Source organism: Faecalibacterium sp. Marseille-Q4137, assembly GCF_017377535.1.
In the GTDB taxonomy this organism is placed as follows: Bacteria; Bacillota; Clostridia; order Oscillospirales; family Ruminococcaceae; genus Faecalibacterium; species Faecalibacterium duncaniae.
This window is the reverse complement of record NZ_JAFREK010000028.1, coordinates 16,371-41,459: the sequence shown is the minus strand read 5'-3', so window position 1 is coordinate 41,459 and position 25,089 is coordinate 16,371. Positions and strand designations below refer to the sequence as shown.

At 56.1% G+C, this 25,089-nt stretch carries 24 protein-coding genes and 2 tRNA genes; 10 read left to right on the top strand and 16 right to left on the bottom strand.

Annotated elements, in window-relative coordinates; all coding sequences use genetic code 11:
• The 6 genes from J3353_RS11420 to J3353_RS11395 all read right to left on the bottom strand — a co-directional run.
• The coding region (locus J3353_RS11420; protein ID WP_207684877.1) for a hypothetical protein at positions 1–233 on the bottom strand (233 nt) is incomplete at its 3' end.
• Between the two features lie 438 nt (positions 234–671).
• The gene (locus J3353_RS11415) at positions 672–1,082 is read right to left on the bottom strand and encodes a hypothetical protein (RefSeq protein WP_015564578.1); all 411 of its coding nucleotides are present in this window, start codon (positions 1,080–1,082) and stop codon (positions 672–674) included.
• A gap of 93 nt (positions 1,083–1,175) precedes the next feature.
• Positions 1,176–1,493 (bottom strand): zinc-ribbon domain-containing protein, encoded by a 318-nt coding sequence (locus J3353_RS11410; RefSeq protein WP_117948353.1) that lies wholly within the window; start codon positions 1,491–1,493, stop codon positions 1,176–1,178.
• Between the two features lie 198 nt (positions 1,494–1,691).
• Positions 1,692–2,156: a DUF3592 domain-containing protein gene (locus J3353_RS11405; RefSeq protein ID WP_207684876.1), complete on the bottom strand. Its 465-nt coding sequence runs from the start codon at positions 2,154–2,156 to the stop codon at positions 1,692–1,694.
• A 179-nt stretch (positions 2,157–2,335) separates the two neighbouring features.
• The gene (locus J3353_RS11400; RefSeq protein WP_207684875.1) at positions 2,336–3,001 is read right to left on the bottom strand and encodes a sigma-70 family RNA polymerase sigma factor; all 666 of its coding nucleotides are present in this window, start codon (positions 2,999–3,001) and stop codon (positions 2,336–2,338) included.
• Complete coding sequence (locus J3353_RS11395) at positions 2,985–3,815, bottom strand: helix-turn-helix domain-containing protein (protein ID WP_207684874.1); 831 nt, start codon at positions 3,813–3,815, stop codon at positions 2,985–2,987. Before J3353_RS11395 ends, J3353_RS11400 begins: the two co-directional genes overlap by 17 nt.
• Positions 3,816–4,063: 248 nt before the next feature.
• On the opposite strand from J3353_RS11395, the gene J3353_RS11390 reads away from it, so the two are divergent.
• From J3353_RS11390 to J3353_RS11375, 4 genes are all read left to right on the top strand, one after another.
• Positions 4,064–4,672: a CHC2 zinc finger domain-containing protein gene (locus J3353_RS11390; protein ID WP_207684873.1), complete on the top strand. Its 609-nt coding sequence runs from the start codon at positions 4,064–4,066 to the stop codon at positions 4,670–4,672.
• Positions 4,673–4,745: 73 nt separating this feature from the next.
• Positions 4,746–6,062 (top strand): phage/plasmid primase, P4 family, encoded by a 1,317-nt coding sequence (locus J3353_RS11385; RefSeq protein ID WP_207684872.1) that lies wholly within the window; start codon positions 4,746–4,748, stop codon positions 6,060–6,062.
• 466 nt (positions 6,063–6,528) lie between these two features.
• Complete coding sequence (locus J3353_RS11380; RefSeq protein WP_207684871.1) at positions 6,529–7,794, top strand: plasmid recombination protein; 1,266 nt, start codon at positions 6,529–6,531, stop codon at positions 7,792–7,794.
• Between the two features lie 17 nt (positions 7,795–7,811).
• On the top strand, positions 7,812–7,991 hold the full coding sequence (locus J3353_RS11375) for a hypothetical protein (RefSeq protein WP_242700935.1): 180 nt from the start codon (positions 7,812–7,814) through the stop codon (positions 7,989–7,991).
• Between the two features lie 98 nt (positions 7,992–8,089).
• Here the strand turns inward: J3353_RS11375 and J3353_RS11370 are convergent, their stop codons facing one another.
• The 4 genes from J3353_RS11370 to J3353_RS11355 all read right to left on the bottom strand — a co-directional run bounded on the left by J3353_RS11370 (position 8,090) and on the right by J3353_RS11355 (position 10,307).
• A complete protein-coding gene (locus tag J3353_RS11370) occupies positions 8,090–8,341 on the bottom strand; it encodes a DUF6061 family protein (RefSeq protein ID WP_207684879.1) in 252 nt (83 codons plus the stop codon).
• Positions 8,342–8,494: 153 nt separating this feature from the next.
• Positions 8,495–8,580: transfer RNA gene (locus tag J3353_RS11365), tRNA-Tyr, on the bottom strand.
• A 114-nt stretch (positions 8,581–8,694) separates the two neighbouring features.
• Positions 8,695–10,083 (bottom strand): sodium:alanine symporter family protein, encoded by a 1,389-nt coding sequence (locus J3353_RS11360; RefSeq protein ID WP_156062136.1) that lies wholly within the window; start codon positions 10,081–10,083, stop codon positions 8,695–8,697.
• 137 nt (positions 10,084–10,220) lie between these two features.
• Positions 10,221–10,307: transfer RNA gene (locus J3353_RS11355), tRNA-Leu, on the bottom strand.
• A 220-nt stretch (positions 10,308–10,527) separates the two neighbouring features.
• On the opposite strand from J3353_RS11355, the gene J3353_RS11350 reads away from it, so the two are divergent.
• Positions 10,528–10,902, top strand: coding sequence for a DUF3592 domain-containing protein (locus J3353_RS11350; protein ID WP_207684870.1), 375 nt, complete (start codon positions 10,528–10,530; stop codon positions 10,900–10,902).
• Between the two features lie 15 nt (positions 10,903–10,917).
• Positions 10,918–11,853, top strand: coding sequence for an FKBP-type peptidylprolyl isomerase (locus J3353_RS11345; protein WP_207684869.1), 936 nt, complete (start codon positions 10,918–10,920; stop codon positions 11,851–11,853).
• 44 nt (positions 11,854–11,897) lie between these two features.
• Here the strand turns inward: J3353_RS11345 and J3353_RS11340 are convergent, their stop codons facing one another.
• The 5 genes from J3353_RS11340 to J3353_RS11320 form a co-directional block, all read right to left on the bottom strand.
• Positions 11,898–13,673: an ABC transporter ATP-binding protein gene (locus tag J3353_RS11340; RefSeq protein WP_154277424.1), complete on the bottom strand. Its 1,776-nt coding sequence runs from the start codon at positions 13,671–13,673 to the stop codon at positions 11,898–11,900.
• Entirely contained in the window at positions 13,670–15,409 is a 1,740-nt protein-coding gene (locus J3353_RS11335) for an ABC transporter ATP-binding protein (protein ID WP_301332400.1), read from the bottom strand. Before J3353_RS11335 ends, J3353_RS11340 begins: the two co-directional genes overlap by 4 nt.
• 169 nt (positions 15,410–15,578) lie before the next feature.
• Positions 15,579–16,688, bottom strand: a complete 1,110-nt coding sequence (locus J3353_RS11330) for a GGDEF domain-containing protein (protein WP_207684868.1) — start codon at positions 16,686–16,688, stop codon at positions 15,579–15,581.
• A gap of 11 nt (positions 16,689–16,699) precedes the next feature.
• Positions 16,700–17,866 carry a 23S rRNA (uracil(1939)-C(5))-methyltransferase RlmD gene (rlmD, locus tag J3353_RS11325; RefSeq protein WP_207684867.1) on the bottom strand — a complete coding sequence of 389 codons (1,167 nt, stop codon included), beginning with the start codon at positions 17,864–17,866 and terminating at the stop codon, positions 16,700–16,702.
• 333 nt (positions 17,867–18,199) lie between these two features.
• Positions 18,200–18,622: a BlaI/MecI/CopY family transcriptional regulator gene (locus J3353_RS11320; RefSeq protein WP_097770038.1), complete on the bottom strand. Its 423-nt coding sequence runs from the start codon at positions 18,620–18,622 to the stop codon at positions 18,200–18,202.
• 316 nt (positions 18,623–18,938) lie between these two features.
• On the opposite strand from J3353_RS11320, the gene serC reads away from it, so the two are divergent.
• Complete coding sequence (serC, locus tag J3353_RS11315; protein WP_117506064.1) at positions 18,939–20,021, top strand: 3-phosphoserine/phosphohydroxythreonine transaminase; 1,083 nt, start codon at positions 18,939–18,941, stop codon at positions 20,019–20,021.
• A gap of 24 nt (positions 20,022–20,045) precedes the next feature.
• Positions 20,046–21,206, top strand: a complete 1,161-nt coding sequence (locus J3353_RS11310; RefSeq protein WP_005929471.1) for a phosphoglycerate dehydrogenase — start codon at positions 20,046–20,048, stop codon at positions 21,204–21,206.
• A gap of 264 nt (positions 21,207–21,470) precedes the next feature.
• On the opposite strand, the gene J3353_RS11305 is transcribed toward J3353_RS11310, so the two are convergent.
• On the bottom strand, positions 21,471–22,340 hold the full coding sequence (locus tag J3353_RS11305; RefSeq protein ID WP_097770041.1) for a phosphoribosylaminoimidazolesuccinocarboxamide synthase: 870 nt from the start codon (positions 22,338–22,340) through the stop codon (positions 21,471–21,473).
• Between the two features lie 311 nt (positions 22,341–22,651).
• On the opposite strand from J3353_RS11305, the gene J3353_RS11300 reads away from it, so the two are divergent.
• Together J3353_RS11300 and J3353_RS11295 are read left to right on the top strand one after the other, a co-directional pair.
• Positions 22,652–24,085, top strand: a complete 1,434-nt coding sequence (locus J3353_RS11300) for a 6-phospho-beta-glucosidase (RefSeq protein ID WP_097770042.1) — start codon at positions 22,652–22,654, stop codon at positions 24,083–24,085.
• Positions 24,086–24,117: 32 nt separating this feature from the next.
• A complete protein-coding gene (locus J3353_RS11295) occupies positions 24,118–25,074 on the top strand; it encodes a glycerophosphodiester phosphodiesterase family protein (RefSeq protein ID WP_207684866.1) in 957 nt (318 codons plus the stop codon).
• The last annotated feature ends 15 nt before the right edge of the window (positions 25,075–25,089 follow it).

The window sequence follows — 25,089 nt, the reverse complement described above, 5'->3', positions numbered from 1 at the left end:
GCATTAGAACCATCCAATATATATTCTATCGTTCCACTTTCCGGCTCACAAATAAGCCTAGTGTATTCATTATCCGGCCAAACTGAAGTATAAATACATTTTACATCAGACGGATTGGTTCCTCCATGTGTAGCAAATTTTCCCTGACCTGAAAAACGAATGCAAAGAAAGACCAATATCAAAACTATAAAGGCAACCGCCATACTGCTAAAAAATTCCAATTTCTTATTCATTTGGCTTGCTCCATAATTCAAACGTACAAAGCCACGATTCTTTTCTTTCGACTCTAAAGAATCGTGGCTTTTATACCCATTATCTAATGCTTTTATTACGGAATCGTGATGTCGTAGGAAATGGAGAACTGGCCACCGTTTGCCAAAGCATTCAATTTGTTTTCAAGGAAATTATCTGCATTGGAATCACCTCCATCACGGTTTCCATTTTAGATGTTGATAATAGCAAAGCACAAATAGAAAAAATCCACAATATTGTAGCAAGACGGAGAAAAAATGTCACCAAAACGGTGTAAGCGCAAAGCAGGGATTGGTTCTTGATCTCTGTTGTGAGAGTTCACAAACGTCCGGGGTGCTGTTGCCGGAAGGATGCTTTCTTCAATTTTCTTCCAGAATTCTCTGCAAATAGCGGGCTGTTTATGCTTCTTGAGAATCCATCTAGTGAATACCGACACCCTCCATGATCTTTTCTATCCAATTTGTGGAAGAATCATTTTTCTCACTAAATGACCCCAAATAATGTGACGAACTCTCAACCTCTATTATTACACCATCCGGCATTCTGTATTTTTCTAAACTGAGATTCAAACCTTTAAGTGGGATTGTTCTAGCCAGTTGAGGGATAGAAACTGTATGGAGAATATCAATTTTTGATAAACCTCTATACGTTTCTGTCTTTTCGGCTTCACTTAGCAACCGTTCTGCATACTGATTTGAAATAACCTGTATGCGAAATTGTTCTTTTTCATCCTCGGTCATCTCAAGTGGAACGCCGTGCAATGTGTCCACAATATAGGACGAAATTTTAGCGAAGTGCTCGTCAAAATCAGTGGTATCTTCGTTGGTCATATTTCTGTTCTACCCTCATTATAAGCTTTCCGGTCTGCTTAAAGTTACAGCTTTCAGCGTAAAGCTTCCGTAGTTTTTAATGCTAAACGATAGTTATCGAACTTTTCCACAGCTTTTGCAAAAACGTTCAGAAGAAGCATTTAATGTTCCGCAGTCCGGGCAATACCATCTTCCGTCTGGCATCGGTTCAACAGGCGAGGGCGTTTGGTGTGCTTTTGCTGGAGTTTGAACGGGTGATGCAGTAAACAGCGGCGCAATATTCACATCTCTACGGCCAACACCAGCGAGACTTCTAAAATCCCACGATTTAACTTCTTGTGCCAATGTCCGTTTTGGTTCAATATACTGACCGCACCGCTGGCAATATCGAACACCCAGCTTGTTTTCATAACCGCAATTTTTACAGGTCATCAAAACTCCCTCCTTGCTTTTTGTTTAGATAACGAAATTTAAGCCCAATTTATTTCGTTTGTCCACAAAATTTTTCAAAATCGTATAGATGCACATAAATTTTCTGAAAATTTGTAACACAATTACAATCTTCTTTTAGATAAGCACGCTATACGGCCAAACTTTTTATTTTACCTCTACTTCGACTGAAGGCTATCTTCAGCTTTCTGGTTTGAAAACTGCACTTCTGGCCGGATTCTTTGGGTCTACTAGAATTTTTATCGGTGTCCCTTTCGGAATACATGGATTGAACCAAAACCACTGCGACTTGCCATTATAGGTTTCACCTTTAACTTTATACTGATAATGTACCACATATGGATAGATTACATCTTCATCGGCAAGGTGGTAGGTACTCATATGAAATTTTATATGTACTCGTTTTGTTGCTGTAACCTTTCCGGTGATTCTTGTTCCATTTTTCAAAAGTTCTGCCTTTTTATAGTCAGAAATAATCGCCAATCCGATAATTATACCTGCTACAATCCATGCTAATATCGCAGCCACCCAAATACCAGACTTACACGCTCCAAGCGATATAATTGCCGCCACGAACATTCCGACATACGCCAGTGTATGAATAAGATCTTTTGAAAAAAGCATTTTATCTCGTGCAATTTTCATAAAACGGCATCCTCCTCAAATCCTACAGTCGGTAATCAGCAGCTTCGTGAAATCAACGTTCCTTAGATACTTAGATTTAATCCTATTTTGTTTCATCCGTCTACAAAATTCCTCAAAATCGTATAGCTGCACATAAATTTCCAGAAAACTTGTAGCACAATCACGATTTTTCTTTTCACTCAGATAAACCACCACGGCAATTCCAGCCACAGGTTATCCATAGCCTGTTCCTCGGTCTTTTGGGCGCGGCCTTTTGTCAGGTGGAAATATATCGCCGTACCAATCAAAGGATGTTCCTTGCCATCAGTAAAGCCATAGCGGTACAGCAGATAGGTCTGCTCCCGTTGGGTCAGCCGTTTCAGGCCATCGTACAGTTCCCGGCGCGATTCCTGCTCCTCCATAATGATCTGCGGCTGCATGGCGTAGGGGTCGGCTATGGCTTCAATGCGCCGCAGTTGTTCCTCTCCCGGCAGAACATCGTCCAGCGAAACACGCTGGTAACAGATACCATCCTTGTCCTCCGTTACCATCCGCTGTTCAAAAGCAGTAAAGGCATCCCGAACCATATCCATCATGGCGTTGCGGATGGCCGGAGCTGCGTAGGTCAGGAACTTCATGCCGCGCGCTGCATCGAACTTTGGCACGGCTTTCCATAAGCCCAGATTGCCTGCCTGTTTCAAATCGTCCGTGTCAAGGTTCAGGCCAGCCTGTGCCAGATTCATGCTGCGAAAAAGGTCATTCGCCACCTTGCCGATAAAGGACTTGTTGTTGTCGATCAGGCTGTCCAGCGCAGTTGCATCGCCTTTCTGTGCCAGCGCACAAAGCCGTTCATTCGTCTGCTTCATGGGCGTTTTCCTGCTCTGCGGCAGACTGCAAGATTCCCAGCAGACCGTTCCGCAGCTGTTCCAGTGCTTCCGGCGTAGCTCCCTCCATGCCCGAAACGCTACCCAACATTGCGTCTGTCAGCTGCTCTGCCGTAATCGTTGGGTGCTGCACATCCTGCCCTTTGGTCAATTCGGTGAACATCTTCTCTGCCACTTTCTTGCTCATGGCTTCCTGTTTGGCGTAATGGCTCCCGATTCCCTTTTTGATTTCCTTGACCGCTGCCATAAAGTACATTTCAATGTCATCAAGGTCGCCTTGGTACACTGGCTTTCTTCGGAGACTGATGTCCTTTGCGGCTTTGGCTGCTTCCGGGGTCTTGACCTTTGTGCGCAGCAAGGTGCTCAATGTCGTGAGCATGGCATTCTGTGCTGCGATGCCGGATGCAAAGGTATCATCAAAATACTGCGCTATGCGGTAAGTAAGCTCTGCAAAGCGGGCGTTTTCCAGCAGCAGATTGACCACCTCTGTATTGACACGCCCTGTGTAGAGGTTCTTTGCAGCTTCTACGGACAAGCCCAGTTCGGCAATGTCGTAATTTTTGCGGTCGGGGATGTTGGTTTCTCCCAGCAGGAAATCCGTGGACACGTTGAACAGCCTTGCAATCCTCAGCACCTGCTCATGGGTCAGGGTTCCTTTTGCACCGCTGATGAAGCGGCTGATGGTGCTCTTGGAGCAGCCGATCTCCTTGGCAAGCTCTGGTTGGCTGATGTTGTGTTCTTTCATCAAGTCCGCAAGACGGATGTTGGATGGTGCGGGCAGATATTCCTGTGCCATGTGGTCGGCCCTCCTTTTTGAGCTTTTTCCTCATTATAATACGCTCTGCCGTTTTGTTCAATATACGGTTTCTTCTCCGCCCTTGCTGTTGCAGCCCTGCAACCAGTGAGGGCTTTTTTCTTTTTCCGTTGCAGTTCTGCTGCTTTTTTGCCCTTTCCGCAAAATTCCCCGTATATTCAGGCAGGAAACAAAAAACACCAGAGTTCCCACGCTAGGGACTCTGGTGCAACGCACGAAACAAAGGAGGAATGCCCTTGAGCCTGTATCAAAAGATCAAGTCCGCCATCACTGTTCGGCAGGTGGGAGAGATGTACGGCATGGAGCCAGACCGCCATGGCATGGTGTGCTGTCCGTTCCATTCCGACAGTGACCCCAGCATGAAGCTGAACGACACCTACTATTATTGCTTCGCTTGCGGGGCCAATGGAGATGCCATCGACCTCACCGCCAAGCTGTTCGACCTGAACCCCCGGCAAGCCGCCGAGAAGCTCGCAAGTGACTTCGGGCTTGACCCGGATAAGCCGCCCGCCAATGCCATCGCCCTGCCGCCGCCCAAGCGTGGCCTGACGGACGAGCAGTGGGCAGACATCGCCTACTGTCTGCGGGTGCTGACCGATTATCTCGACTTGTTGCACGACTGGCAGGAGCGCTACAAGCCCGCCACCCCGGAGGAACCGCATGACCCACGGTTTGAAGAAGCCCTCCACATGACCGAGACCATCGAGCACCTGACGGACTGCGTTGCATTTGGGACGCCCCGGCAGAAGGCCGCTGCCGCCGCACAGCTGCTGTCCGGGTCGTACCTGCTGATGCTGGAGGAGCGCACCGACCGCCTTGCTCTGGCAAAGTGCGCCTGACGATTCATTCACCTAAAGTGGTGCTTATCATTATGATAATCACCACTTTACTTTTTTAAAGGAGAACCACCACATGAAGAAAAACATTTCCCGCAACCCTTTATGGCCGGACTGGTACAACGGTAAGAAGATCGATGAAGTCCAGTTTGGCCGCGCCTTTCTGGAACAGTGGCCGCTGAAATGCGTCAACGGAACGCTGTACACGCTGGACGGCCCGGTGGAGGACGAAAGCGAGATCAAGCAGCGCATCTTGGAGAACATCGAGGAATATGTCACCTCCGGCCTGTCCAAAAAGGTCACCAACATTCTGGAGACCATCAAGCTGCTGGCTTTTTCCGACCCGTTCCCCATCGAACAGGACTGCATCCACCTCCAGAACGGCGTGTACCATCTGCCGGACGGCTCTTTTCAGGAGAGCCGTCTGTTCTGCCAGAACCGCCTGCCTGTGAACTATGACCAAAAAGCCCCCACCCCTGACCGCTGGCTGACCTTTCTGCACGAGCTGCTGGACGATGCCGACATCCCCACCTTGCAGGAGTATCTGGGCTACTGCCTGATTCCCAGCACCAAGGGACAGAAGATGATGCTCATTGTCGGCAAGGGCGGCGAGGGCAAGTCCCGCATTGGGCTGGTGCTCAAGCGGCTCATGGGAGATGCCGCCAGCAATGGCAGCGTCCAGAAAGTGGAGAACAACCGCTTTGCCCGTGCCGATCTGGAACGCCGCCTGCTGATGATCGACGATGATATGGACATGAACGCCCTGCCCAAGACGAATTATATCAAGACCATCGTGACCGCCGAAGCCAAGCTGGACTTGGAACGCAAGGGTGTCCAGAGTTACCAGCGGGACATTTATGCCCGGTTCCTCTGTTTCGGCAACGGTGCGCTGACCTCACTATACGACCATTCGGATGGCTTCTTTCGCCGCCAGCTTATCCTGACCACCAAGGACAAGCCTGCCGACCGCACGGATGACCCCTTCCTTGTGGAGAAGATGTGCACCGAGTTGGAAGGCATCCTGCTCTGGTGTCTGGAAGGGCTGCACCGGCTGGTGCAGAACGATTTCCGCTTCACGGTCAGCGAACGTGCCGCCGCCAACGTGGACACCATCAAGCGCAGCAGCAATAACGTCATCGACTTCATGGAGTCCGAGGGTTACTTCCGCTTCAAGGCGGACTACTCCATCAGTTCCAAGGAGTTCTACGACATTTACAAGCAGTGGTGCGAGGACAACGCCTGCCACAGCGTATCGGCGATCCGTTTCAGCGCAGAACTGCGACAGAACGACCGCCGCTATAACCTTGAAGCCACCAACAACATCTATCTGCCCGGTGGTCGCAGAGTGCGTGGCTTTGTGGGCATCGAGCCGCTTGTCCACCCCTGCCCGTAAAAAGTGTATTTTTTCACGGAAGAAGTTCGTACAACCTGTACGGTCTGTACTTGTACGCACCTGTACGGCGAATTAAAGCAAATTAAATCGTATTATCGTTTGCATTTTAGATTTCTGTACGCCGTACGAACCGTACAGGTTATTTGAAGTCCGTACGCAATTTTTCAGATGCGTACGGAGCAATCAAGTTCGCATTGTGCGAACTTGTCGGGGCGAGGCCCCTCCATCTTGCTGGCGCAAGACCGTTCGGTCACTTAAAAGCCCCACTGGGGCTTTCATTGCTTCGCAAACGTGAACTTGATTAGCTCTCCCGCAGGAGACGTTCCCCCTCGGAGAGTCCTCGAAGAGCCCACTACACTTTGCAGACCGCAGGGATGAAAGTGTCATAGTGGGTTATTACACTTCCTCAGAAGTGCATCTTCGTTCCCCGTCACCTCTCGATGAACCTTGAAAGGAGGGATGCCCTTTGGCAAGAAACGATGGCATCGACCGCACAAGCGTCCGGAATCTCGCCGTTTCGGACAAGGCCGTTGGCAACACTCAGCAGCACAACGAACGCGAAAAAGACAGCTATCGAAACCCCGACATTCTTCCCCACCGCGCCGAATGGAACGTTCATTTCAAGAAACCCACTGCCAGCTACACCGACCTATTCGCCCAACTGGAAACCGCTGGTACGATTTCAACGCGCGGCCTGAAGCCGGATGCCACCCATTATTGCGAGCTTGTCTTTGATGTCAACTCGGCCTATTTTGACAATCACGGTGGCTACGAGTTCGCCAAGCAGTTCTATGAGGATGCCTACAAAGCAGCCGTTCAAATCGTGGGTGGTGAGCAGTATATCCTCTCGGCAGTCATGCACGCTGATGAGATCAACCGTGCCATGACCGAAGCACTAGGCAGGGAGGTCTACCACTACCACCTCCATGTGGTCTATGTACCTGTGGTGGAAAAGCAGATCCTCTGGTCGAAACGCTGCAAGGATAAGGCACTGGTCGGCACAGTCAAGGAGACCGTCATACAGGTCAGCCGGAGCAAGAAGTGGGCTTCCAAGCCCCTGCTGGACGATGCCGGAAAGCCTGTCCTGCAAAAGAACGGCAAGCCCGTGCTGAAGAAGTCGTACAGTGTCCTGCAAGACGATTTCTTCAACTATATGCGCAGCGCCGGGTATACCGATGTAGAGCGCGGTGAGCGTGGCAGCACTGAAGAACACCTGACCGTCACCCAATTCAAAGTCCAGCGGGAGCAGGAACGTCTGGACACCCTTACCGCCCAAGCCGACCAAAAGGCGCAGTCGCTTGCCAAAACCAGTCAGACCCTCTCCAAAAAGGAGAAGGAACTTGCCGCTGTGCAGAAAAAGGCCACGCTCACAAAAGAAGCCCTCATTCATGCGCGTGATCTGGATTATATCGGCAAGCGCACCTTCCTCGGCAACTACTCGCTGACCGAAGAAGAATTCTCCAAGCTGAAAAAACAGGCCGACCACGGCTATATGATGGATGTGGAGAACCGCCGCTTGAAAGAAGAACTTTCCACAGCCAAAAAGGAAGCCATTTATTGGAGCAACAAGTACCACGACCTGTGGTACGATGTAAAGCCCTATCTGGATGCTCTCCACCGTGCGCCCGAACTGGTGCGCAGCTTTCTGGAAAAGATTCTTGCCCCCAAGCAGGAGCGTACCATAAATGTGCCGCAGCGAAACCGCAAGCGTGGGCAGGATATGGAACTTTGATTTTCGGAGGACACTATTTGAGCAAAAAGAAAAAGTCTGTAAACAAGTCCGGCTACCCGGATGAAGCGATCAAGTCGCTGGCACGTTGTTTCTATCCTTCCATGGTTGAGTTTTTCAACAGCGAGGAAGGCCAGCGTGAATACGAGGAATGGCTGAAAGAGCAGGAAGCTCTACAAGCCTTGCCTGTTGCCGCATAAAAACAGCAGGACGCTCCCAGTAAAGGGAACGCCCTGCCTTATATAGATGTATCTCACCGAGGTGTGTCCAGTTGGGCACACCTCTTATTTTTTTGTCCTTAATCTTCTAGCCCATGGCTCCCGGCTGCATTTTTCAAATATTCCTCTGGGTCGCCATTCAAAATCAAGTCCGCATAGCCCAGCGGGTCATTGTAGATGAGGTAGTCCAGTTCTGTTTGCTGCGCCATGGTAACATCCAGTGCATCCTCGACCCCGGTGCAGTCGATGGAGATTTTGCGCCCATCTTGGAGCAGCAGTTCCACGCACCCGGTATCCATGTTAAACGAACAAGCTCTTGCATCGTACTTCATCATCGTGTCCTCCAAACTCTTGTTGTGTGGTTACGGTCTATGACAAGGCATCGGAGTTTTGCGCCGTCCACGGGAGCCTTCGTTGTTGTACCCGAAGAAAACGAAAAATCCGAACCCTTCTCCAATCGGAAACAGGTTCGGATTTTTCTTGTTTGGTGGGCGCGGGTGGATTCGAACCACCGAAGCTGAAAAGCAGCAGATTTACAGTCTGTCCCCATTGGCCACTCGGGAACACGCCCAGATTCTGTTCACGTCCGTTGCCGGACGACTTGTTTATTTTATCAGACTGCGGGCGATTTGTCAACTACTTTTTTCGGATTTTTGCAGCTTTTCTGCGGAAGCTGTCGGCAGGGTCAGTTTTGGGTCAGATGTTTCCGGCGCTCGTAATCCCGCAAGGCGGCAATGGCTTCGCCGGACATGGGGTAGAGGGCAATGAGATTGAATATGGTCATCAGGCCGATGCCCACGTCGCCCAGGTCCCACACCACGGTATAGGCTTCCAGACCGCCCACCATCAGCATGACAAGGGCCAGCACTTTATAGGCCGTCTGCCAGCCCCAGCGGTCGCCAAAGAGGTACGCCACATTGGAGCGGGCATAGAACAGGATGCCGATGAAGGTGGAGAAGCTGAACAGCGCCAGCGTGACGGCAATGAACACCACGCCAAAGCTGCCCAGATGGTACTGTGCCGCTGCCTGCAGCAGGTCCATGCCGGTCAGCCCAGTGGTGACATTTGCGGGAGCCAGCAGCATCATAAAGGCAGTGCAGCTGCAGATGACCACCGTGTCGATCAGGACACCCAGTGCCTGCACAAAGCCCATCTTCACGGGATCATCGCAGGAGGCAGCCGCTGCCGCACAGGGGGCCGAACCGCTGCCTGCCTCATTGGAGAACAGGCCGCGCTTGACACCGTTCATCAGCACCGCGCCAAAGCCGCCCGCGGCCACCTGCCGCAGGCCGAAGGCTTCCGAGAAGATGCGGCCCAGCACAGCGGGCAGCTGGCGGAAATTTACCGCAATGATGATGACCGTCATCACGAAATAGCAGACCGCCATGATCGGCACGATAACATCCAGGCTTTTCACGGTGGCATCTTTGCGCAGGACAATGACCGCCGAGAGCACCACCAGCACCACCGTGGTCACGATGGGCGGGATGGAGAACGCATTGGCAAAGGCAGAGCTGACCGAGTTGCTGATGACCTGGCTGATGCCGCACCAGCAGATGAGGCCCGAAATGGCAAACAACACCGCGATGATGGAATGACGCAGCTTTTTGCCCCGCTTGCGCTCGGCCAGCACATGGATGTAGTAGGCCGGGCCGCCGCGCTGACCGCCATAGAGCGGGTCGGGCTGCCGGTACTTCTGGGCCAGTGTGGATTCCACAAAGGAGGTGGAGGCCCCCAGCAGGGCCGTGACCCACATCCAGAACACCGCACCGGCACCACCGGCAGACACTGCCGCCACCACGCCCACCAGATTGCCCATGCCTACCCGGGTGGCCGTGGAGACGATGAGCGTCTGAAAAGAGGAAAGGCTGTCCCTGCTCTGGTTCTTTTCGCAGACAGCGGCGATCATATCCCGGAACAGCCGCACGGGCAGCAGCCGGGTGCGCAGGGTGAAGAACACGCCTGCCGTGAGCAGCAGCACCGCCATCAGCGAAATGCCGATGCCGCCGCCCACCGGCAGGGTGAACAGATCACCCCAGAGCAGGTTGTATACCGTTTCGATCAAATGGGACATTCTGAGGAGCCTCCTGTTGTGTGATTACTTTATTATAATACAGCACTTCAGGTTTGTAAATCAGAAAATTCCAGCGCAAGGAAAACAAAAAATCCGAACCCTTCTCCTATTGGAAAAAAGTTCGGATTTTCATCGTTTGGTGCGGATAAGAGGACTTGAACCTCCACCGAGTTGCCCCGATTAGAACCTGAATCTAACGCGTCTGCCAATTCCGCCATATCCGCATATTCTGTTTTGTTCGCGGGCCGTTCGGCTCGGAACGTTAGTTATTATACCACAGCCACAAGAAAAGTCAAGCACTATTTTCAAAATTGTTCGACAAAAAAATGTTCTAAATTTCGGGCACTCCGTACAGGGGCATTTGGGCCGGAATATGGTACAATAAAAGCTGACCGTCCGGCCTGTATGCCGCCGGGCGAGTAATGACGGAATGAGGGAAACCGAATGTTCAATGTTCTGATCTTCATCATCGGCGCGGGCATCATGTTCTACATGGGCCTGCGCAGTGTGCAGCAGCGCCGCCGCTTACAGCAGAAGGGCCAGCGTGTGGAGGCCCGGGTGGCCGGCACCGTTCAGAGCCGGGACGGCGCGGCTTATCTGCTTGAGTTCGAGACCGAGGGCGGCAGCCACCGCCTGCACTACCCCAAAGCCGCCAAGGGCAAGGGCTTTGCCAGCGGGGAAACGGTCACGCTGTACTACGACCCCGAAGATCCCGAGAAGATGTATGTGGAGGGCGACCGCTCCGTTCTGGGGGCCGAGATCCTCTATTTCTGTCTGGCCGTTGTGCTGCTGGCACTGATGGTCAGCTTTAGCCGCTGAAAGGAGGTCACCGCAATGGTATTGGAACATGTAGGAATGCCCCAGCCCGGGGACTGCCGGGTGGTATTCTCCGCCAGCGCCGAAGAGCTGGAAGCGTCCATTCAGGCCGAGCAGGCCACAGAGAACCCGCCGCAGACGGAAGAGGACCTGCTGACCGCCGCCGTGAACCGGGCTATCCTGACCGGTTTTTCCACATTATATCAGGAGCTTGTGGAAAAAGAGCATCTGGTGCCCGTGACCGATCCGGATTTTGAGTTGCTGGCCGTCAACCGGGCCGAGGGCTTCCGGGCGGGGGCAGAGTTCTACTGCCTGCCGCCGCTGGAGCTGGAACGTTACACCGGCTTCACCCAGCCCATCCAGCCCCGGCCCATCCGGCAGGTGAGCATTGAGTTGGAAGTGAACACCCGGCACGGTGATGAAGACCGCGCCGCCGATGCCGCAGGCAAGGCGGCCCTGCGCCAGCAGGTTGCACGGGAGCTCTATGCCCAGCGCTGTGCGCAGGCCAAGGCACTGGCCCGCCGGGAGCTTATCTTCCAGCTGGGCGGCTGTGTCAAGGGCACCCTGCCCAAGGACCTGGTCTCTGGCAACTATTTTGCTGAACAGCGGAACTTCAACCTGCGGCTGCAGGCCAACAACGTCAACTTTGACCAGTACCTCAAAGTGCGGGGCCAGACTGTGGAACAGTTCCGCACTGAGCTCCACGCACAGGCAGAGCAGAAGCTGCGGGGCAGTCTGGGCCTTCTGATGGTGGCCGAGCGGGAACACCTCTGGCCCACCGATGCCGAGGTGGAGGCCGCACTGGCACACTGGAAGGGTGAGCGCACCTTCCCTGCCAACGATTTCCGCAAGGTGCGGCAGGGCATCGCCAGCCAGCGGGCGGCAGAGTTCGTGGAAGCCCACTCCACCCTGCTTCCCCCGCCGGAGGAACCGGTGCTGGAAACCATCGCATAAAAAATGGGAGATGCCGTGTACCGACATCTCCCATTTTGGTTTTTTCAGGTCTCCACGCCCTCGAACTGGCTGTTATAGAGCTTGGCATAGAAGCCGCCCTGCGCCAGCAGGGTGTCGTGGTCGCCCTGCTCCACGATGTGGCCATCCTTCATCACAAGGATGACATCGGCCTCACGGATGGTGGACAGGCGGTGGGCCACGATAAAGCTGGTGCGGCCCTGCATCATCCGGGCAAAGGCAGCCTGGATGCGCACCTCGGTGCGGGTGTCGATGGAGGAGGTCGCCTCGTCCAAAATCAGCATGGGGGGCAGGCAGAGCATCACGCGGGCGATGCAGAGCAGCTGCTTCTGACCCTGACTGATGTTGCCGCCGTCCTCAGCAATGACGGTATCGTAACCCTTGGGCAGGCGGCGGATGAAGCTGTCGGCGTGGGCCGCTTTGGCGGCGGCAACGATCTCTTCCTCAGTGGCATCGGGCTTGCCGTAGGCAATGTTCTCCCGCACAGTACCGGCACGCAGCCAGGTCTCCTGCAGCACCATGCCGTAGCTGCCGCGCAGGGAGGCGCGGGTCAGGCTGCGGATATCGTTCCCGGCCACCTCAATGGAGCCGCCGTTGACATCGTAGAACCGCATGAGCAGGTTGATGAGGGTGGTCTTGCCGCAGCCGGTGGGGCCGACGATGGCGATGCGCTGGCCGGGCTTCACATCCAGATCCAGGCCCTCGATGAGGGGGCGGTCCGGCAGGTAGCGGAAGGAAACGTCCTTCAGCTCCACATGGCCGTCGGTCTCCAGCACCTTGGCGTTCTCCGCCTCGGGCACCTGGTCCTCGGCATCCAGCAGCTCGAACACACGGGCCGCGCAGGCCAGTGCGTTCTGCAGCTCGGTGACCACGCCGGAGATCTCGTTGAAGGGCTTGGTGTACTGGTTGGCATAGTTCAGGAAGATGCTCAGCTGGCCGATGGTGATGCCGCCCGCCACAGCGTAAACGGCACCCACCAGACCGACACCTGCATAAACGATGTTGTTCACAAAGCGGGTAGCGGGGTTGGTCATGCTGGAGAAGAAGATGGCCTTCAGGCTCACGCTCTGCAGGCGGCCATTCACCTCGTCAAAGGCGGCAAGGCTCTCGGCCTCATGGCCAAAGGCCTGCACGACTTTCTGCCCCTCGATCATCTCGTTGACCAGGGCGGTCTGCTCACCGCGCACGGTGCTCTGGCCCTGGAAATACTTGTAGCTACGCTTGGCAAGGAAGCTTGCCACCACCAGGCTCAGCGGGGTGATGCAGACCACCACCAGCGTGATGGGCACATTCTCACTGAGCATGAACAGCAGGGTACCAAGGATGGTCAGCACGCCGCTGAACAGCTGGGTAAAGCCCATGAGCAGGCCGTCCGCAAAGGTGTCCACATCGGCGACCATGCGGCTGACGATATCGCCGGAGGGGTGGCTGTCCAGATAAGAGAGCGGCAGGGTCTGGATCTTACGGAGCGCGGCGTTGCGCAGGTCCCGGCTGACCGAGAAGGTGATGCGGTTGTTGCAGACACTCAGCAGCCACTGGGCCAATGCAGCCACCACGGCCACGATCACGATTTCCACCACGATGCGCAGAACACCGTTGAAGTCCACATTCCCCTTGCCCAGCATCATATCAATGGCACTGCCGCAGAGGATGGGGATATACAGCTGGGCAGCCACGCTCACAGCGGCCACGATCAGACTGCACACCACAAAAAAGCCGTAAGGGCGGATCTTTTCCAGCACCCGCCGAAGCGTTGCGTTGCGCTGTTCCGGGGTCAGCTTACTCTTTGCTTTTGCACTCATTTCTGCGCATCCCCTTTCTTGAACTGGCTGGCGTAGATCTCCTCGTAAACGGGGCAGGTCTTCAGCAGATCGGCGTGCCTGCCCAGACCCACCATCCTGCCGTCATCCAGCACAATGATCTGGTCGGCGTGCTGCAGGCTGGCGGCACGCTGGCTCACGATGAACACGGTCAGGTCACCGGGCAGAGCGGCCAGCGCCTTGCGCAGGGCCGCATCGGTGGCGTAATCCAGCGCGCTGGCGCTGTCGTCCAGGATCAGGATCTCGGGCTTGCCCACCAGCGCACGGGCAATGGTCAGGCGCTGCTTCTGGCCGCCGGACAGGTTCCGGCCGCCCTGCTCCACAGGCTCGTCCAGCCCAAGGGGCTTTGCCCTGACAAAATCCGCAGCCTGCGCAGTCTCCAGTGCGGCCCACAGATCAGCGTCCGCCGCGTTTTTGTTGCCCCACAGCAGGTTGGAGCGGATGGTGCCGCCAAACAGCTGGGCTTTCTGCATCACGACTGCCACACTGCCGCGCAGAGCCGCGCGGGGGTACTCCTGCGCCGGACGGCCCAGGATCTCCACGGTGCCCTCCGTGGCATCATAGAAGCGGGGGATCAGGTTGATGAGGCTGGATTTGCCGCTGCCCGTGCCGCCGATGACACCAATGGTCTGGCCGCGCTTTGCGGTAAAACTGATATCGGTCAGGCTGGGGGCACCGGCACCGGCGTAGGTCAGGCTGACATGGTCGAACCGCACAGCATCCCCGGCCTTGTCTGCAGGTGCCTCCCCCTTGAGCGCAGCGGGGAATTCCATGCCCGGTTCGGTGTCCAGCACAGCCTGCACACGGCCGGCACAGGCCAGCGCCTTGCTCACCTGCACGATGAGGTTTGCCAGTTTGACCAGCTCCACCAGGATCTGGTTCATGTAGTTCACCAGCGCGATCACATCACCGGAGGCCATGCCGCCCACATTGATCTCGATGCTGCCCACATAGAGCAGAGCCACAATGGCCAGATTGATGATGACGTAGGTCAGCGGGCTCATCAGGGAGGAGATGTGGCCCACATGGAGCTGCATCCGGGTCAGCAGGTCGTTGGCCGACTCAAAGCGGTCGATCTCGCTCTGCTCCTTATCAAAGGCGCGGACCACGCGCACACCGGTCAGGTTCTCGCGGGTCAGGCCCAGCACACGGTCCAGCCGGGCCTGGGCCGTTTTGTACAGCGGGTTGGTGATGACCATGACCCCGAACACCACCACGCTCAGCAGCGGGATGGCGACCACAAAGATCCAGGCGGCCCGCACATTCACGGTGAACGCCATGATCATGGCACCAACCACCACGAACGGGCTGCGCAGGAACAGGCGCAGGAAGAGGTTCAGACCGCTCTGCACCTGATTGATGTCACTGGTCATGCGGGTGATGAGGGTGCTGGTGCCCATGGTGTCCATCTCGGTAAAGCCAAGCCTCTGGATGTGCTCAAACAGGGCATGGCGCAGGGAGGTGGAGTAGCCCACCGCCGCCTTGGCCGAGAAATACTGGGCCGTCAGGCTGCAGGCAAGGCCCACAACGGCCAGCAGCAGCAGGATGCCGCACCGCACAAGGATATAGTGGAAATCATGTGCTGTAATGCCCACGTTGACGATGTCTGCCATGACCAGCGGCACAAACAGGTCGAACGTGGCTTCCAGCATCTTGAACAGCGGTGCAAGCACAGCCTCGCGCTTGTAGCCGTTCAGGTGGGTAAGCATTTTATTCAAGGGGTGATTCTCCTTTCCCAGTGATAGCGGGTGTAAACTTCACAGCTCTTTATTATAGTACAGGAAATGCAAAAAAGCCAGTACAAATCACGCCATTGCGCACCGTGCCCTGCCAGAACAAGGAAAGGGACTGCCGCACAGGGGGAGACCCCAGTGCAGCAGTCCCTTTTCATAGGAGGGTATGATTTGGAGAACAATGAGCGGCATCGGGTTTCCGGGCCTTTTTGTAGCGGTACATCTCCCGGTCGGCCCGATTCTTCACAGCCAGCACATCCTCCCCCAAAAAGGGAGCTGAACCAAAGGACACCGTGGGCAGAAAATCCACGGCCTTTCGCCGCTGTTCCAGCTGGCGCACAAACTCCTGCGCGCACTGGGCCTCCCGGTCTGCATTTTCCATCAGCACACAGAACTCGTCACCGCCGGTGCGGTAGCAGTAGCCGCTGCGGGCATAGACTTTTTTGATGCAGCGGCCGATCTCGGCCAGGCAGAGATCTCCCTGCAGGTGGCCGTAGCGGTCGTTGATCTGCTTGAAGTCGTCCACATCGAACACCACCAGCACCCCGCCGCGGCGGCGCATCTCAGCAGTGCGGTTCAGATAGCTGTTCTGATTCAGCAGCCCGGTAAGGGCATCCAGCTGGTTCCACATCTCGCTGCAGTAGATAAAGTACAGCACCGACAACAGGGTAACGCACAGCCATGTAACGTGGAGGTCCGGCAGTGTCACCTGAATGATGGTCTCAATGAGCAGAAAGATCATCAGGGGGTAGATCAGCGCCCGGCTGCGATTCTGAAATTCCCGCGCCGTGACAATGGTGGACACCGAGAGATACACGATGGCCGCAAAATACAGGATGATATAAATATAGAAGTATTGCCCACGGGAATAAACGTTGTCGGCGCTGACGGAGAACACCAGCCCGGCGGGGATGGACAGAGCAAGGAACAGCAGGTAGCACGCCTCGCAGCACACCGCCGCCCTGAACCAGCGGTTCATCCTCTTTTTCCGGTCCATGACATACACAAGACAGAGACACACTCCCGGGGACAGGCCGAACCCCAGATAGTTGGACAGGATGTTCAGCCAGCGGTAGCCCGCCGGGGTGCCATCCACCGCCAGTGTCACCACCTCCAGCACCGAGATCGCCGCGATCAGCGCAAAAGCAAGGAAAAATCCCTGCTTCTGCTTTTTGTTCAGGGACTCGCTGAGCTTTGTGAGGATGCACATGAAGCTCAGCACAAAAAGGTCAATGGCCGTTAATACATAAAAATATCCATTCATTGTGGCTTGTTTCACCCTTTGGACTTCTGTGATCTGGTCAGCGCGCCGACCACCTCACAATGGGCGGTCTGGGGGAAGAGATCAACAGGGGTAAAGCCCTCGGCGCGGTAGCCTTTGGCGGTCAGGAGGGCAAGATCGCGGGCCATGGTCTCGGGGTTGCAGCTGACATAGACCACCCGTTTGGGGGCCATGCGGGCCACGCTCTCGATGAACTGGGGGGTGGAGCCTTCGCGGGGCGGGTCCATGAAAATGACATCTGCTCTCTGCCCGGCGGCCGCCGCTTCTGTGATCCACTGGGTGGCATCGGCGGCAAAGAAGCGGGCGTTTTTCACATCGTTGTGCCTTGCGTTGCCGATGGCATCCCGGACTGCATCCCGGTTCAACTCCACGCCCACCACCTGCTTTGCCCTGCCGCTGGCGGTCAGACCGATGGTACCAATGCCGCAGTAGGCATCCAGCACCACCTCTTTGCCGGTCAGGCGGGCGGCTTCCACAGCCAGACCATACAGCACCTCGGTCTGGTCATGGTTGATCTGGTAGAAGCTCCGGGGGCTCAGGGCATAGGTCTTGCCGCAGAGGGTATCCAGAATGAAGCCCTTGCCGTAGAGCACCTTTTCCTCTTCGCCCAGCACCACGCTGGTGCGGCGGGGGTTGTAGTTCTGCACCACAGTGGTCACGGGGACATGGCGCTTTTCGGCTTCGGCCAGCAGGGCGCGGACAAAGTTTTTTGCCCCGGGCAGAACCGGCTGGGCTGTCACCAATACCACCATCACCTGCCCGGACACCACGCCGCGCCGCAGCAGGCAGTGGCGGAGCAGGCCGGTGCCCTTGTCCTCATTGTAAGGCTGGTAGCGGCAGGCGCTGGCCGCCGCCCGCACCGCCTGCATCACGGTGTCCAGCACTTCGTCCTGCAGCAGGCAGCTTTCCACGGGCAGCACTTTATGCGTGCCTGCCGCATAGATGCCGGACACCAGTTTCCCGCCGGGGCCCGCTGCAAAGGTAGAGATCACCTTATTGCGGTAATGGCAGGGGTTTTCCGCGCCCCGGATGGGAGCCACCGGGCCGTATTTTCCCACCAGCTTACGGACAGCGGCCTCTTTCTGTTTCAGCTGCTCGGCATAATCCAGCCCCAGCATTGGACAACCGCCGCATTTTTTTGCTTTCAATCTGCACTCCATCGTATATCCTTCCGCCTCTTGACAAAACAAGAAAAAATCACTATACTACAAATAGAAAAGGCACTGCGACAAGCGGTCAGCCCTTTTAGGTTTGAGGTTTAACTAGAAAACCGTCACCGGCCAGGGTGGCGGTTTTCGCTTTTCACCTTGATGGTAAATACCAGTCCAAAAATATGGAACGTCAAAGTAATAGGCATTGCTCTCACCTCCTTCCGGAAGTGTGGGCTCCCCGCCTGCCGTTATGTGCAGTACCTTTTCGCATTTGATTTTAACACATCTTTCGACCGAATGCAACGAAAAAGCTCCCGTGATGGGAGCTTTTTCGTTTTTCCGTCACCCATAGGGATCGTACAGGTCGTATTCTTCTGCCTCCTGATGCTGCTCCTCCAGCACCCGGATGGCCTGTTCCAGCTGGCTCTGGGAAGCGCCGCTCTCGCTGGCAAGGGCGCGGACCGCTTCGGGCAGGCTGCCGCCGAACAGGGTGTCCATCCGCTGGCGCATGGCCGCAACGCAATAGGCCCGGCGGGTGACCGTGGGCAGATAGGTGTTCTGGCTCCCCGCCTTGCCGCCCTTGACCCAGCCCTTTTCCTCCAGACGGTACAAAAAGTTGAGCACCGTGGCCGGGGCCCAGCCGGTGGCGGTCAGCTTTTCGCTGATATCCCGCCGGGTGGCCGGGGCGGGGCAGTCCCAGAGCGCCAGCAGCACCTGCTCCTCGGCGGCAGAGAGTGGTTTCAGTCTGTCTGAAAGTCCGTACACCGGTTTCACCTCCGATTTTTTGCTTTTACATTTGTCTTATTTCAGCACGATTATACCACACCCGGCACAAACAGACAAGCAGTAAAAGTAAGGAGCCATGCGGTAAAATCAGCATATTTTTACATTTGTCTTAAAAAGTGTTCTTTATTCAAGGACAGTTGTGTGTTTTGTGCGTTCAAGGCAGGCAGAGCAGTCCCATCTTTGTGCAAAGATGCTCTTGTTTTTGCACCCCCGGAACCGGTATACTACGGACAAATCAAGCACACATCTGCCGCAGATGAGAGCGGCGGTACGGATAGGAAAGGGAGAGTTCCATATGGCACGAGTATACAACTTCAGCGCAGGCCCCAGCATGTTACCGGAAAAGGTGCTCCGTCAGGCACAGGCAGAGCTGCTGGAATACGGCGATTCCGGCCAGAGCGTGATGGAGATGAGCCACCGCAGCAAGTGGTTCGATGCCATCATCACTGAAACCGAAGCCACCCTGCGCCGGGTGATGAACATCCCTGACAACTACAAGGTCGGTTTCTTCCAGGGCGGTGCCACCCAGCAGTTTGCCATGGTGCCCCTGAACTTTATGACCACTGGCAAGGCTGATTATCTGGTCACCGGCAATTTTTCGAATCTGGCTGCCAAGGAGGCCGCCAAGTTCGGCGAGGTGAAGATCGTTGCTTCCAGCAAGGACAAGAACTTCACCTACATCCCCGATGTCAACGCCATCGACTACGACAAGGACGCAAGCTACATCCACATCTGCCAGAACAACACCATCTTCGGCACCCAGTACGTTGAGGTACCTCAGGTGGAGGGTGTGCCGCTGGTGGCGGACATGAGCTCGATGATCCTCTCCAAACCTGTGGACGTGAACAAGTATGGCTGCATCTACTTTGGCGTGCAGAAGAACGTAGCCCCCGCCGGCATGGCCATTGCCATTGTCCGGGACGACCTGCTGGGCCACGCCGCCGACACCGTGCCCACCATGATGAACTACACCACCCTGCTGGCCAAGGACAGCATGTACAACACGCCCCCCTGCTGGTGCATCTACATGACCGGCTTGGTGCTCAAGTATCTGGAAAACGACATCGGCGGTCTGGAAAACATGCAGAAGATCAACGAAGCCAAGGCCAAGATCCTGTACGATTATCTGGACGGTCAGGAGTTCTTCCACAACCCTGTGGAGCACCGCTACCGCAGCACGATGAATGTCACCTTTACCAGCCCCGACCCCGACATGGACAAGAAGTTCTGCGCCGAAGCCGCCGAAGCCGGTTTTGTCAACCTGAAGGGCCACCGTCTGGTGGGCGGTATGCGCGCTTCCATTTATAATGCAATGCCCACCGAAGGCGTAGAGAAGCTGGTGGACTTCATGGAGAAATTCCGCAAGGCAAATGCCTGATTTGTGTATAGGAGATAGGAAAGTATGTTTACGATCAAGACCCTGAACGCCATCAGCCCGGTGGGCCTGGCAAAGCTGAACAAGAACCTGTTTGATGTTTCGGTGGACACCGATGTCCCCGATGGCATTCTGGTGCGCAGCGCTGACCTGCTGAACACCACCTTCAACGACAACCTGCTGGCCATTGCCCGTGCTGGTGCCGGTGTGAACAATATCCCGCTGGATCGCTGCTCGGAGCAGGGCATCGTGGTGTTCAATACCCCCGGTGCCAACGCCAACGCCGTGGCTGAGCTGGTCATTGGGATGCTGATCGCAGGCAGCCGCAATGTGGCCGCCGCCGCCCAGTGGTGCCAGGGCCTGACCGGCGACCCCGCCATGGCCAAGACCGTGGAAAAGGGCAAGAAAAAGTTTGTGGGCAACGAGATCAAGGGCAAGACGCTGGGTGTCATCGGTCTGGGTGCCATCGGTTCCCGGGTGGCCAACTGCGCCATTGAGCTGGGCATGGAGGTCTACGGCTACGACCCCTACATCTCTATTGATGCCGCCTGGAACCTTTCCAGCCAGGTACACCACTGCGTGAACCTGAACGACATGCTCCCTCTGTGCGACTACATCACCCTCCATGTTCCTTACCTGCCCACCACCAAGGATACCATCAACACCCAGACCCTGGCCCTGTGCAAGGACGGCGTGAAGATCCTGAACTACGCCCGCGGTGAGCTGGTGAACACCGCAGCCCTGCTGGAGGCCATGGAGACGGGCAAGGTCTCCGGCTACATGACCGACTTCCCCACTGAGGCCATTCTGGGCAAGCCCGGCATCGTCTGCACCCCGCATCTGGGTGCTTCCACGCCGGAAGCCGAGGACAACTGTGCCGCAATGGCCGCGCAGGAGATCAGCGATTACCTCAAGAACGGCAACATCACCCACTCGGTGAACATGCCCGAGGTGCATCAGCCCCGTGCAGGCGGCAAGCGCATCTGCATCATCCACAAGAACGAGCCCGGCATGATCAGCCAGATCACCGCCCTGACCACCGAAGCGGGCCTGAACATTGAAAACATGGTGAACAAAAGCAAAAAGAACATGGCTTACACCATGCTGGACGCGACCGGTGCCGTGGACGGCAGGCTGGCTGAGAAGCTGGCCGCCATCCCTGCCGTCATCCGGGTGCGCATCCTGTAACACTGCCAACCCTTAGCTTTCCCCTCGCCTCATCTGTTCATGGGCGGGGGGATTTTTTTGGTACAGCGTACTGTCGGGCCAGCGGTGTATTCCCCCGCAAGTGATACGGGGCATTCCATCCCCCGCCCAACTGCCTGCGGCAGTCGGGTCCCACCCTCCGGACACTTGCTTGGGGAACACCCCGCCGTCCCTCCGGGCAGGTCTGCTGATATAAAAATCCCCCCTGCCGTTATACAGCAGAGGGGAGAAAGAAGATCAGAGTGTTTACAGCTTTTTGCCAGTCAGGAGCTCATAAGCTTCCTCGTACTTGGCAATGGTCTTGTCGATGACATCCTGAGGCAGATCGTAGTTGCTGTCGGGATTGGCCTTGAGCCAGTTGCGGACGAACTGCTTATCGAAAGAGGGCTGGCCGTGGCCGGCCTCATAGCCCTCCAGCGGCCAGAAGCGGCTGGAATCGGGGGTGAGCATCTCATCGCCCAGCACCACGTTGCCGTTCTCATCCAGACCAAACTCGAACTTGGTGTCGGCAATGATGATGCCGCGGCTCAGGGCATACGCGGCGCACTTCTTGTACAGGGCAATGGTGTAGTCCCGCAGCTTGGTGGCGTAGTCCTCGCCGTGGCCGGGGAACTGCTTTTCCAGCACCTCAATGCTCTTTTCGTAGCTGATGTTCTCATCGTGGTCGCCGATCTCAGCCTTGGTGGAAGGAGTGTAGATGGGCTCGGGCAGCTGCTGGGATTCCTGCAGGCCCTCGGGCAGGCGGATGCCGCAGACGGTGCCGTTCTGCTGGTAGCTGGCCCAGCCGCTGCCGGTGATGTAGCCGCGCACGATGCACTCGATGGGCAGCATGGTCAGCTTGCGGCACTTCATGCTCCGGCCCTCAAAGGCAGGCGTGCGGAAGAACTCGGGCATATCGGCGGTATCCACGCTCAGCATGTGGTTGGGCAGAACATCCTTGGTGTAGTCGAACCAGAATCTGCTCATCTGGGTCAGCACCTTGCCCTTGTTGGTCACTTTATTTTTCAGGATCACATCAAATGCAGAGATACGATCGGTGGCAACCATAATGAGGCTGTCGCCATTGTCATAGATCTCGCGGACTTTGCCTTCCTTGATGGGCTTGAATTCAGTCATAGCAAACACTCCATTTTTCCTGATAGCTCTTTCATCAACGTCCTCGCCCGCTCCGGCATTGCAAAGCAACGAAGGGCAGGGTGAGCCGTTTTCCGTTTACCTATTCAGTCTATCACACTTACTGTCCGTTTGGAAGAAACAGATTCCAAGGAAAATCGCCCGCAATTTTCGATTTCTTCGTGAAAAGTGTCAAAAATCAGCAACATTTTTCGTCGAATTGACGGCTAAAGTCGTACTTTCCCGGTTGACAGCGGCTCAGAACATGGTATCATTGAAGTATCAGAATTCAACTGCATCAGGAGGTAAGACCTATGGGCAAATTCCCGAAAGACTTTTTGTGGGGCGGTGCCACTGCCGCCAACCAGTGCGAAGGCGCTTACAACGAGGGCGGGCGCGGCCTGTCCAGTGTGGACGTGGTACCCTTTGGCCCCGACCGCTTCCCCGTGGCGCTGGGCCAGCTGAAGATGCTGGACTGCGATGCCGAGCACTTCTACCCCTCCCACGAAGCCATTGATATGTACCACCACTTCAAGGAGGACATCAAGCTCTTTGCCGAGATGGGCTTCCGCTGCTACCGCCTGTCCATTGCCTGGACCCGCATCCTGCCCAACGGCGATGACGCGCAGCCCAACGAAGAGGGCCTGCGCTTCTATGAGGAGCTCTTTGATGAGTGCCACAAGTACGGCATTGAGCCGCTGGTGACCCTGTGCCACTTTGATACCCCCATTGCCCTGATCAAAAAGTACGGCGGCTGGAAAGACCGCCGGATGGTGGATGCCTACGCCCACTACTGTGAGGTGCTGTTCCAGCGCTTCCGGGGCAAGGTCAAGTACTGGCTGACCTTCAACGAGATCAACATGCTGCTCCACATGCCCTTTATGGGAGCAGGTCTGCTCTTTGCGCCCGGCGAGAACGTGCAGCAGGTCAAGTATCAGGCCGCTCACCACGAGCTGGTGGCCAGCGCAAAGGCCGTCAAGCTAGCCCATGCCATCATGCCCGATGCCATGGTGGGCTGTATGCTGGCCGCCGGTCAGTTCTACCCCCGCACCTGCGCCCCTGCCGATGTGCAGGCCGCTGCCGAGGCCGACCGCGACAACTACTTCTTCATTGATGTCCAGTCCCGCGGCGAATACCCTGTCTGGGCCAAAAAGCGGATGGAGCGTGCAGGCATCGCCCTGCAGGTGGAGCCGGGCGACGAGCAGCTACTGAAAGAGGGCACGGTGGACTTCATCTCCTTCAGCTACTATTCTAGCCGCTGCACCACTGTGGACCCCGAACTGATGAACAAGGCCAGCGGCAATGCCATCATGGATGCCGTCAAGAACCCCTACCTCAAGGCCAGCGATTGGGGCTGGGCCATCGACCCGGTGGGCCTGCGCATCACCATGAACAGCCTGTATGACCGCTACCAGAAACCGCTCTTCATCGTGGAGAACGGTCTGGGTGCGGTGGACAAGGTGGAAGCAGATGGTTCCATCCACGACACCTACCGCATCGACTACCTGCGGGCCCACATTGAGCAGATGGAAAAGGCCATCAACGAGGACGGCCTGCCCCTGCTGGGCTACACCACCTGGGGCCCCATCGACCTGGTCAGTGCTTCCACCGGCGAGATGAAGAAGCGGTACGGCTTCATCTATGTGGACAAGGACAACGAGGGCAAGGGCACGCTGGCCCGCAGCCGGAAGGACAGCTTCTACTGGTATAAAAAGGTCATCGCCTCCGACGGCGAAGATCTGGCCTGAGCCAACTGTGAGGAAAGGAATCATAGCACAAGATGACGACACCCCAAATCATTGCGCACCGCGGTGCATCCTATCTGGCCCCTGAGAACACGCTGGTCGCCTTCCGCAAGGCGATGGAGATCGGCGCAAACGGCGTGGAAATGGATGTACAGAAGACCTACGACAACGAGCTGGTCATCCACCACGACTACATGGTGGACATGCACACCGACATCTCCGGCCAGATCTACGACCTGACCATGGGCGAGCTGAAGGCTCTGGATTTCGGCAGCTGGAAAGATGCCATCTACGCCAACGAGAGGATCGCAACGCTGCAGGAAGCGCTGGAGCTCTGCGCCGACATGGAGGGCACGCAGGTACAGCTGGAACTGAAAAGCCCACTGCAGGACGACCCCGACTTTGTGCCCCGGGTGCTGGATGCGGTCCGCGCCGCCGGGCTCACCGACCGACTCACCCTCATCTCCTTCCACCACTCCCAGCTGCGTCAGGCAAAGCAGCTGATGCCTGAGCTGAAGGTAGGCGCGCTGACCTACGGCGCTTTCCTCAGCATGGTGCTGCCTCCGCCGGTGGTGTGGAAGGATCTGGGTCTTGTGAACAGCATGGATGAGCCCTTCAGCGAGGAAAACTGCATCGACCTGCGGAACAATCTCATCTACCGCACTGTGGCTGACAAGGTCGATATGCTCCGTGCCAACTTCCCCGGCGAGACCGTGGAGCAGGTCATCGGCCATCTGGAGGAGCAGGCGGATGTGGCTGCCTACATCAAAACGCTGGATTTCCCCGTGGATATCGTCAGCTGCGAGTATCACACCGCCTATTCCAACCCCGAGCTTGTGAACCAGCTCCACGCCATGGGCATCCAGGCCGCGTTCTGGACCGTGGACACCCAGGACGCAGTCCGTTCCCTGCTGCCCCTTGGCCCTGACTGCATCGTCACCAACCGGCCTGACCGCGTGCGGGAATGGGTGAATGCGGAAATGAGGAAATAAAAAGATCACAAAACG

Bases quoted from the DNA above. Each gene is read 5' to 3' on its own strand.
- J3353_RS11350 (WP_207684870.1), top strand. From the start codon at position 10,528: ATGTTCAATGTTCTGATCTTCATCATCGGCGCGGGCATCATGTTCTAC.
- J3353_RS11360 (WP_156062136.1), bottom strand. From the start codon at position 10,083: ATGTCCCATTTGATCGAAACGGTATACAACCTGCTCTGGGGTGATCTG.
- rlmD (WP_207684867.1), bottom strand. From the start codon at position 17,866: ATGGAGTGCAGATTGAAAGCAAAAAAATGCGGCGGTTGTCCAATGCTG.
- J3353_RS11370 (WP_207684879.1), bottom strand. From the start codon at position 8,341: ATGAAGTACGATGCAAGAGCTTGTTCGTTTAACATGGATACCGGGTGC.
- J3353_RS11395 (WP_207684874.1), bottom strand. From the start codon at position 3,815: ATGGCACAGGAATATCTGCCCGCACCATCCAACATCCGTCTTGCGGAC.
- serC (WP_117506064.1), top strand. From the start codon at position 18,939: ATGGCACGAGTATACAACTTCAGCGCAGGCCCCAGCATGTTACCGGAA.
- J3353_RS11385 (WP_207684872.1), top strand. From the start codon at position 4,746: ATGAAGAAAAACATTTCCCGCAACCCTTTATGGCCGGACTGGTACAAC.
- J3353_RS11330 (WP_207684868.1), bottom strand. From the start codon at position 16,688: ATGAATGGATATTTTTATGTATTAACGGCCATTGACCTTTTTGTGCTG.
- J3353_RS11345 (WP_207684869.1), top strand. From the start codon at position 10,918: ATGGTATTGGAACATGTAGGAATGCCCCAGCCCGGGGACTGCCGGGTG.
- J3353_RS11295 (WP_207684866.1), top strand. From the start codon at position 24,118: ATGACGACACCCCAAATCATTGCGCACCGCGGTGCATCCTATCTGGCC.
- J3353_RS11405 (WP_207684876.1), bottom strand. From the start codon at position 2,156: ATGAAAATTGCACGAGATAAAATGCTTTTTTCAAAAGATCTTATTCAT.
- J3353_RS11410 (WP_117948353.1), bottom strand. From the start codon at position 1,493: ATGACCTGTAAAAATTGCGGTTATGAAAACAAGCTGGGTGTTCGATAT.
- J3353_RS11390 (WP_207684873.1), top strand. From the start codon at position 4,064: ATGCCCTTGAGCCTGTATCAAAAGATCAAGTCCGCCATCACTGTTCGG.
- J3353_RS11340 (WP_154277424.1), bottom strand. From the start codon at position 13,673: ATGAGTGCAAAAGCAAAGAGTAAGCTGACCCCGGAACAGCGCAACGCA.
- J3353_RS11305 (WP_097770041.1), bottom strand. From the start codon at position 22,340: ATGACTGAATTCAAGCCCATCAAGGAAGGCAAAGTCCGCGAGATCTAT.
- J3353_RS11300 (WP_097770042.1), top strand. From the start codon at position 22,652: ATGGGCAAATTCCCGAAAGACTTTTTGTGGGGCGGTGCCACTGCCGCC.
- J3353_RS11415 (WP_015564578.1), bottom strand. From the start codon at position 1,082: ATGACCAACGAAGATACCACTGATTTTGACGAGCACTTCGCTAAAATT.
- J3353_RS11400 (WP_207684875.1), bottom strand. From the start codon at position 3,001: ATGAAGCAGACGAATGAACGGCTTTGTGCGCTGGCACAGAAAGGCGAT.
- J3353_RS11310 (WP_005929471.1), top strand. From the start codon at position 20,046: ATGTTTACGATCAAGACCCTGAACGCCATCAGCCCGGTGGGCCTGGCA.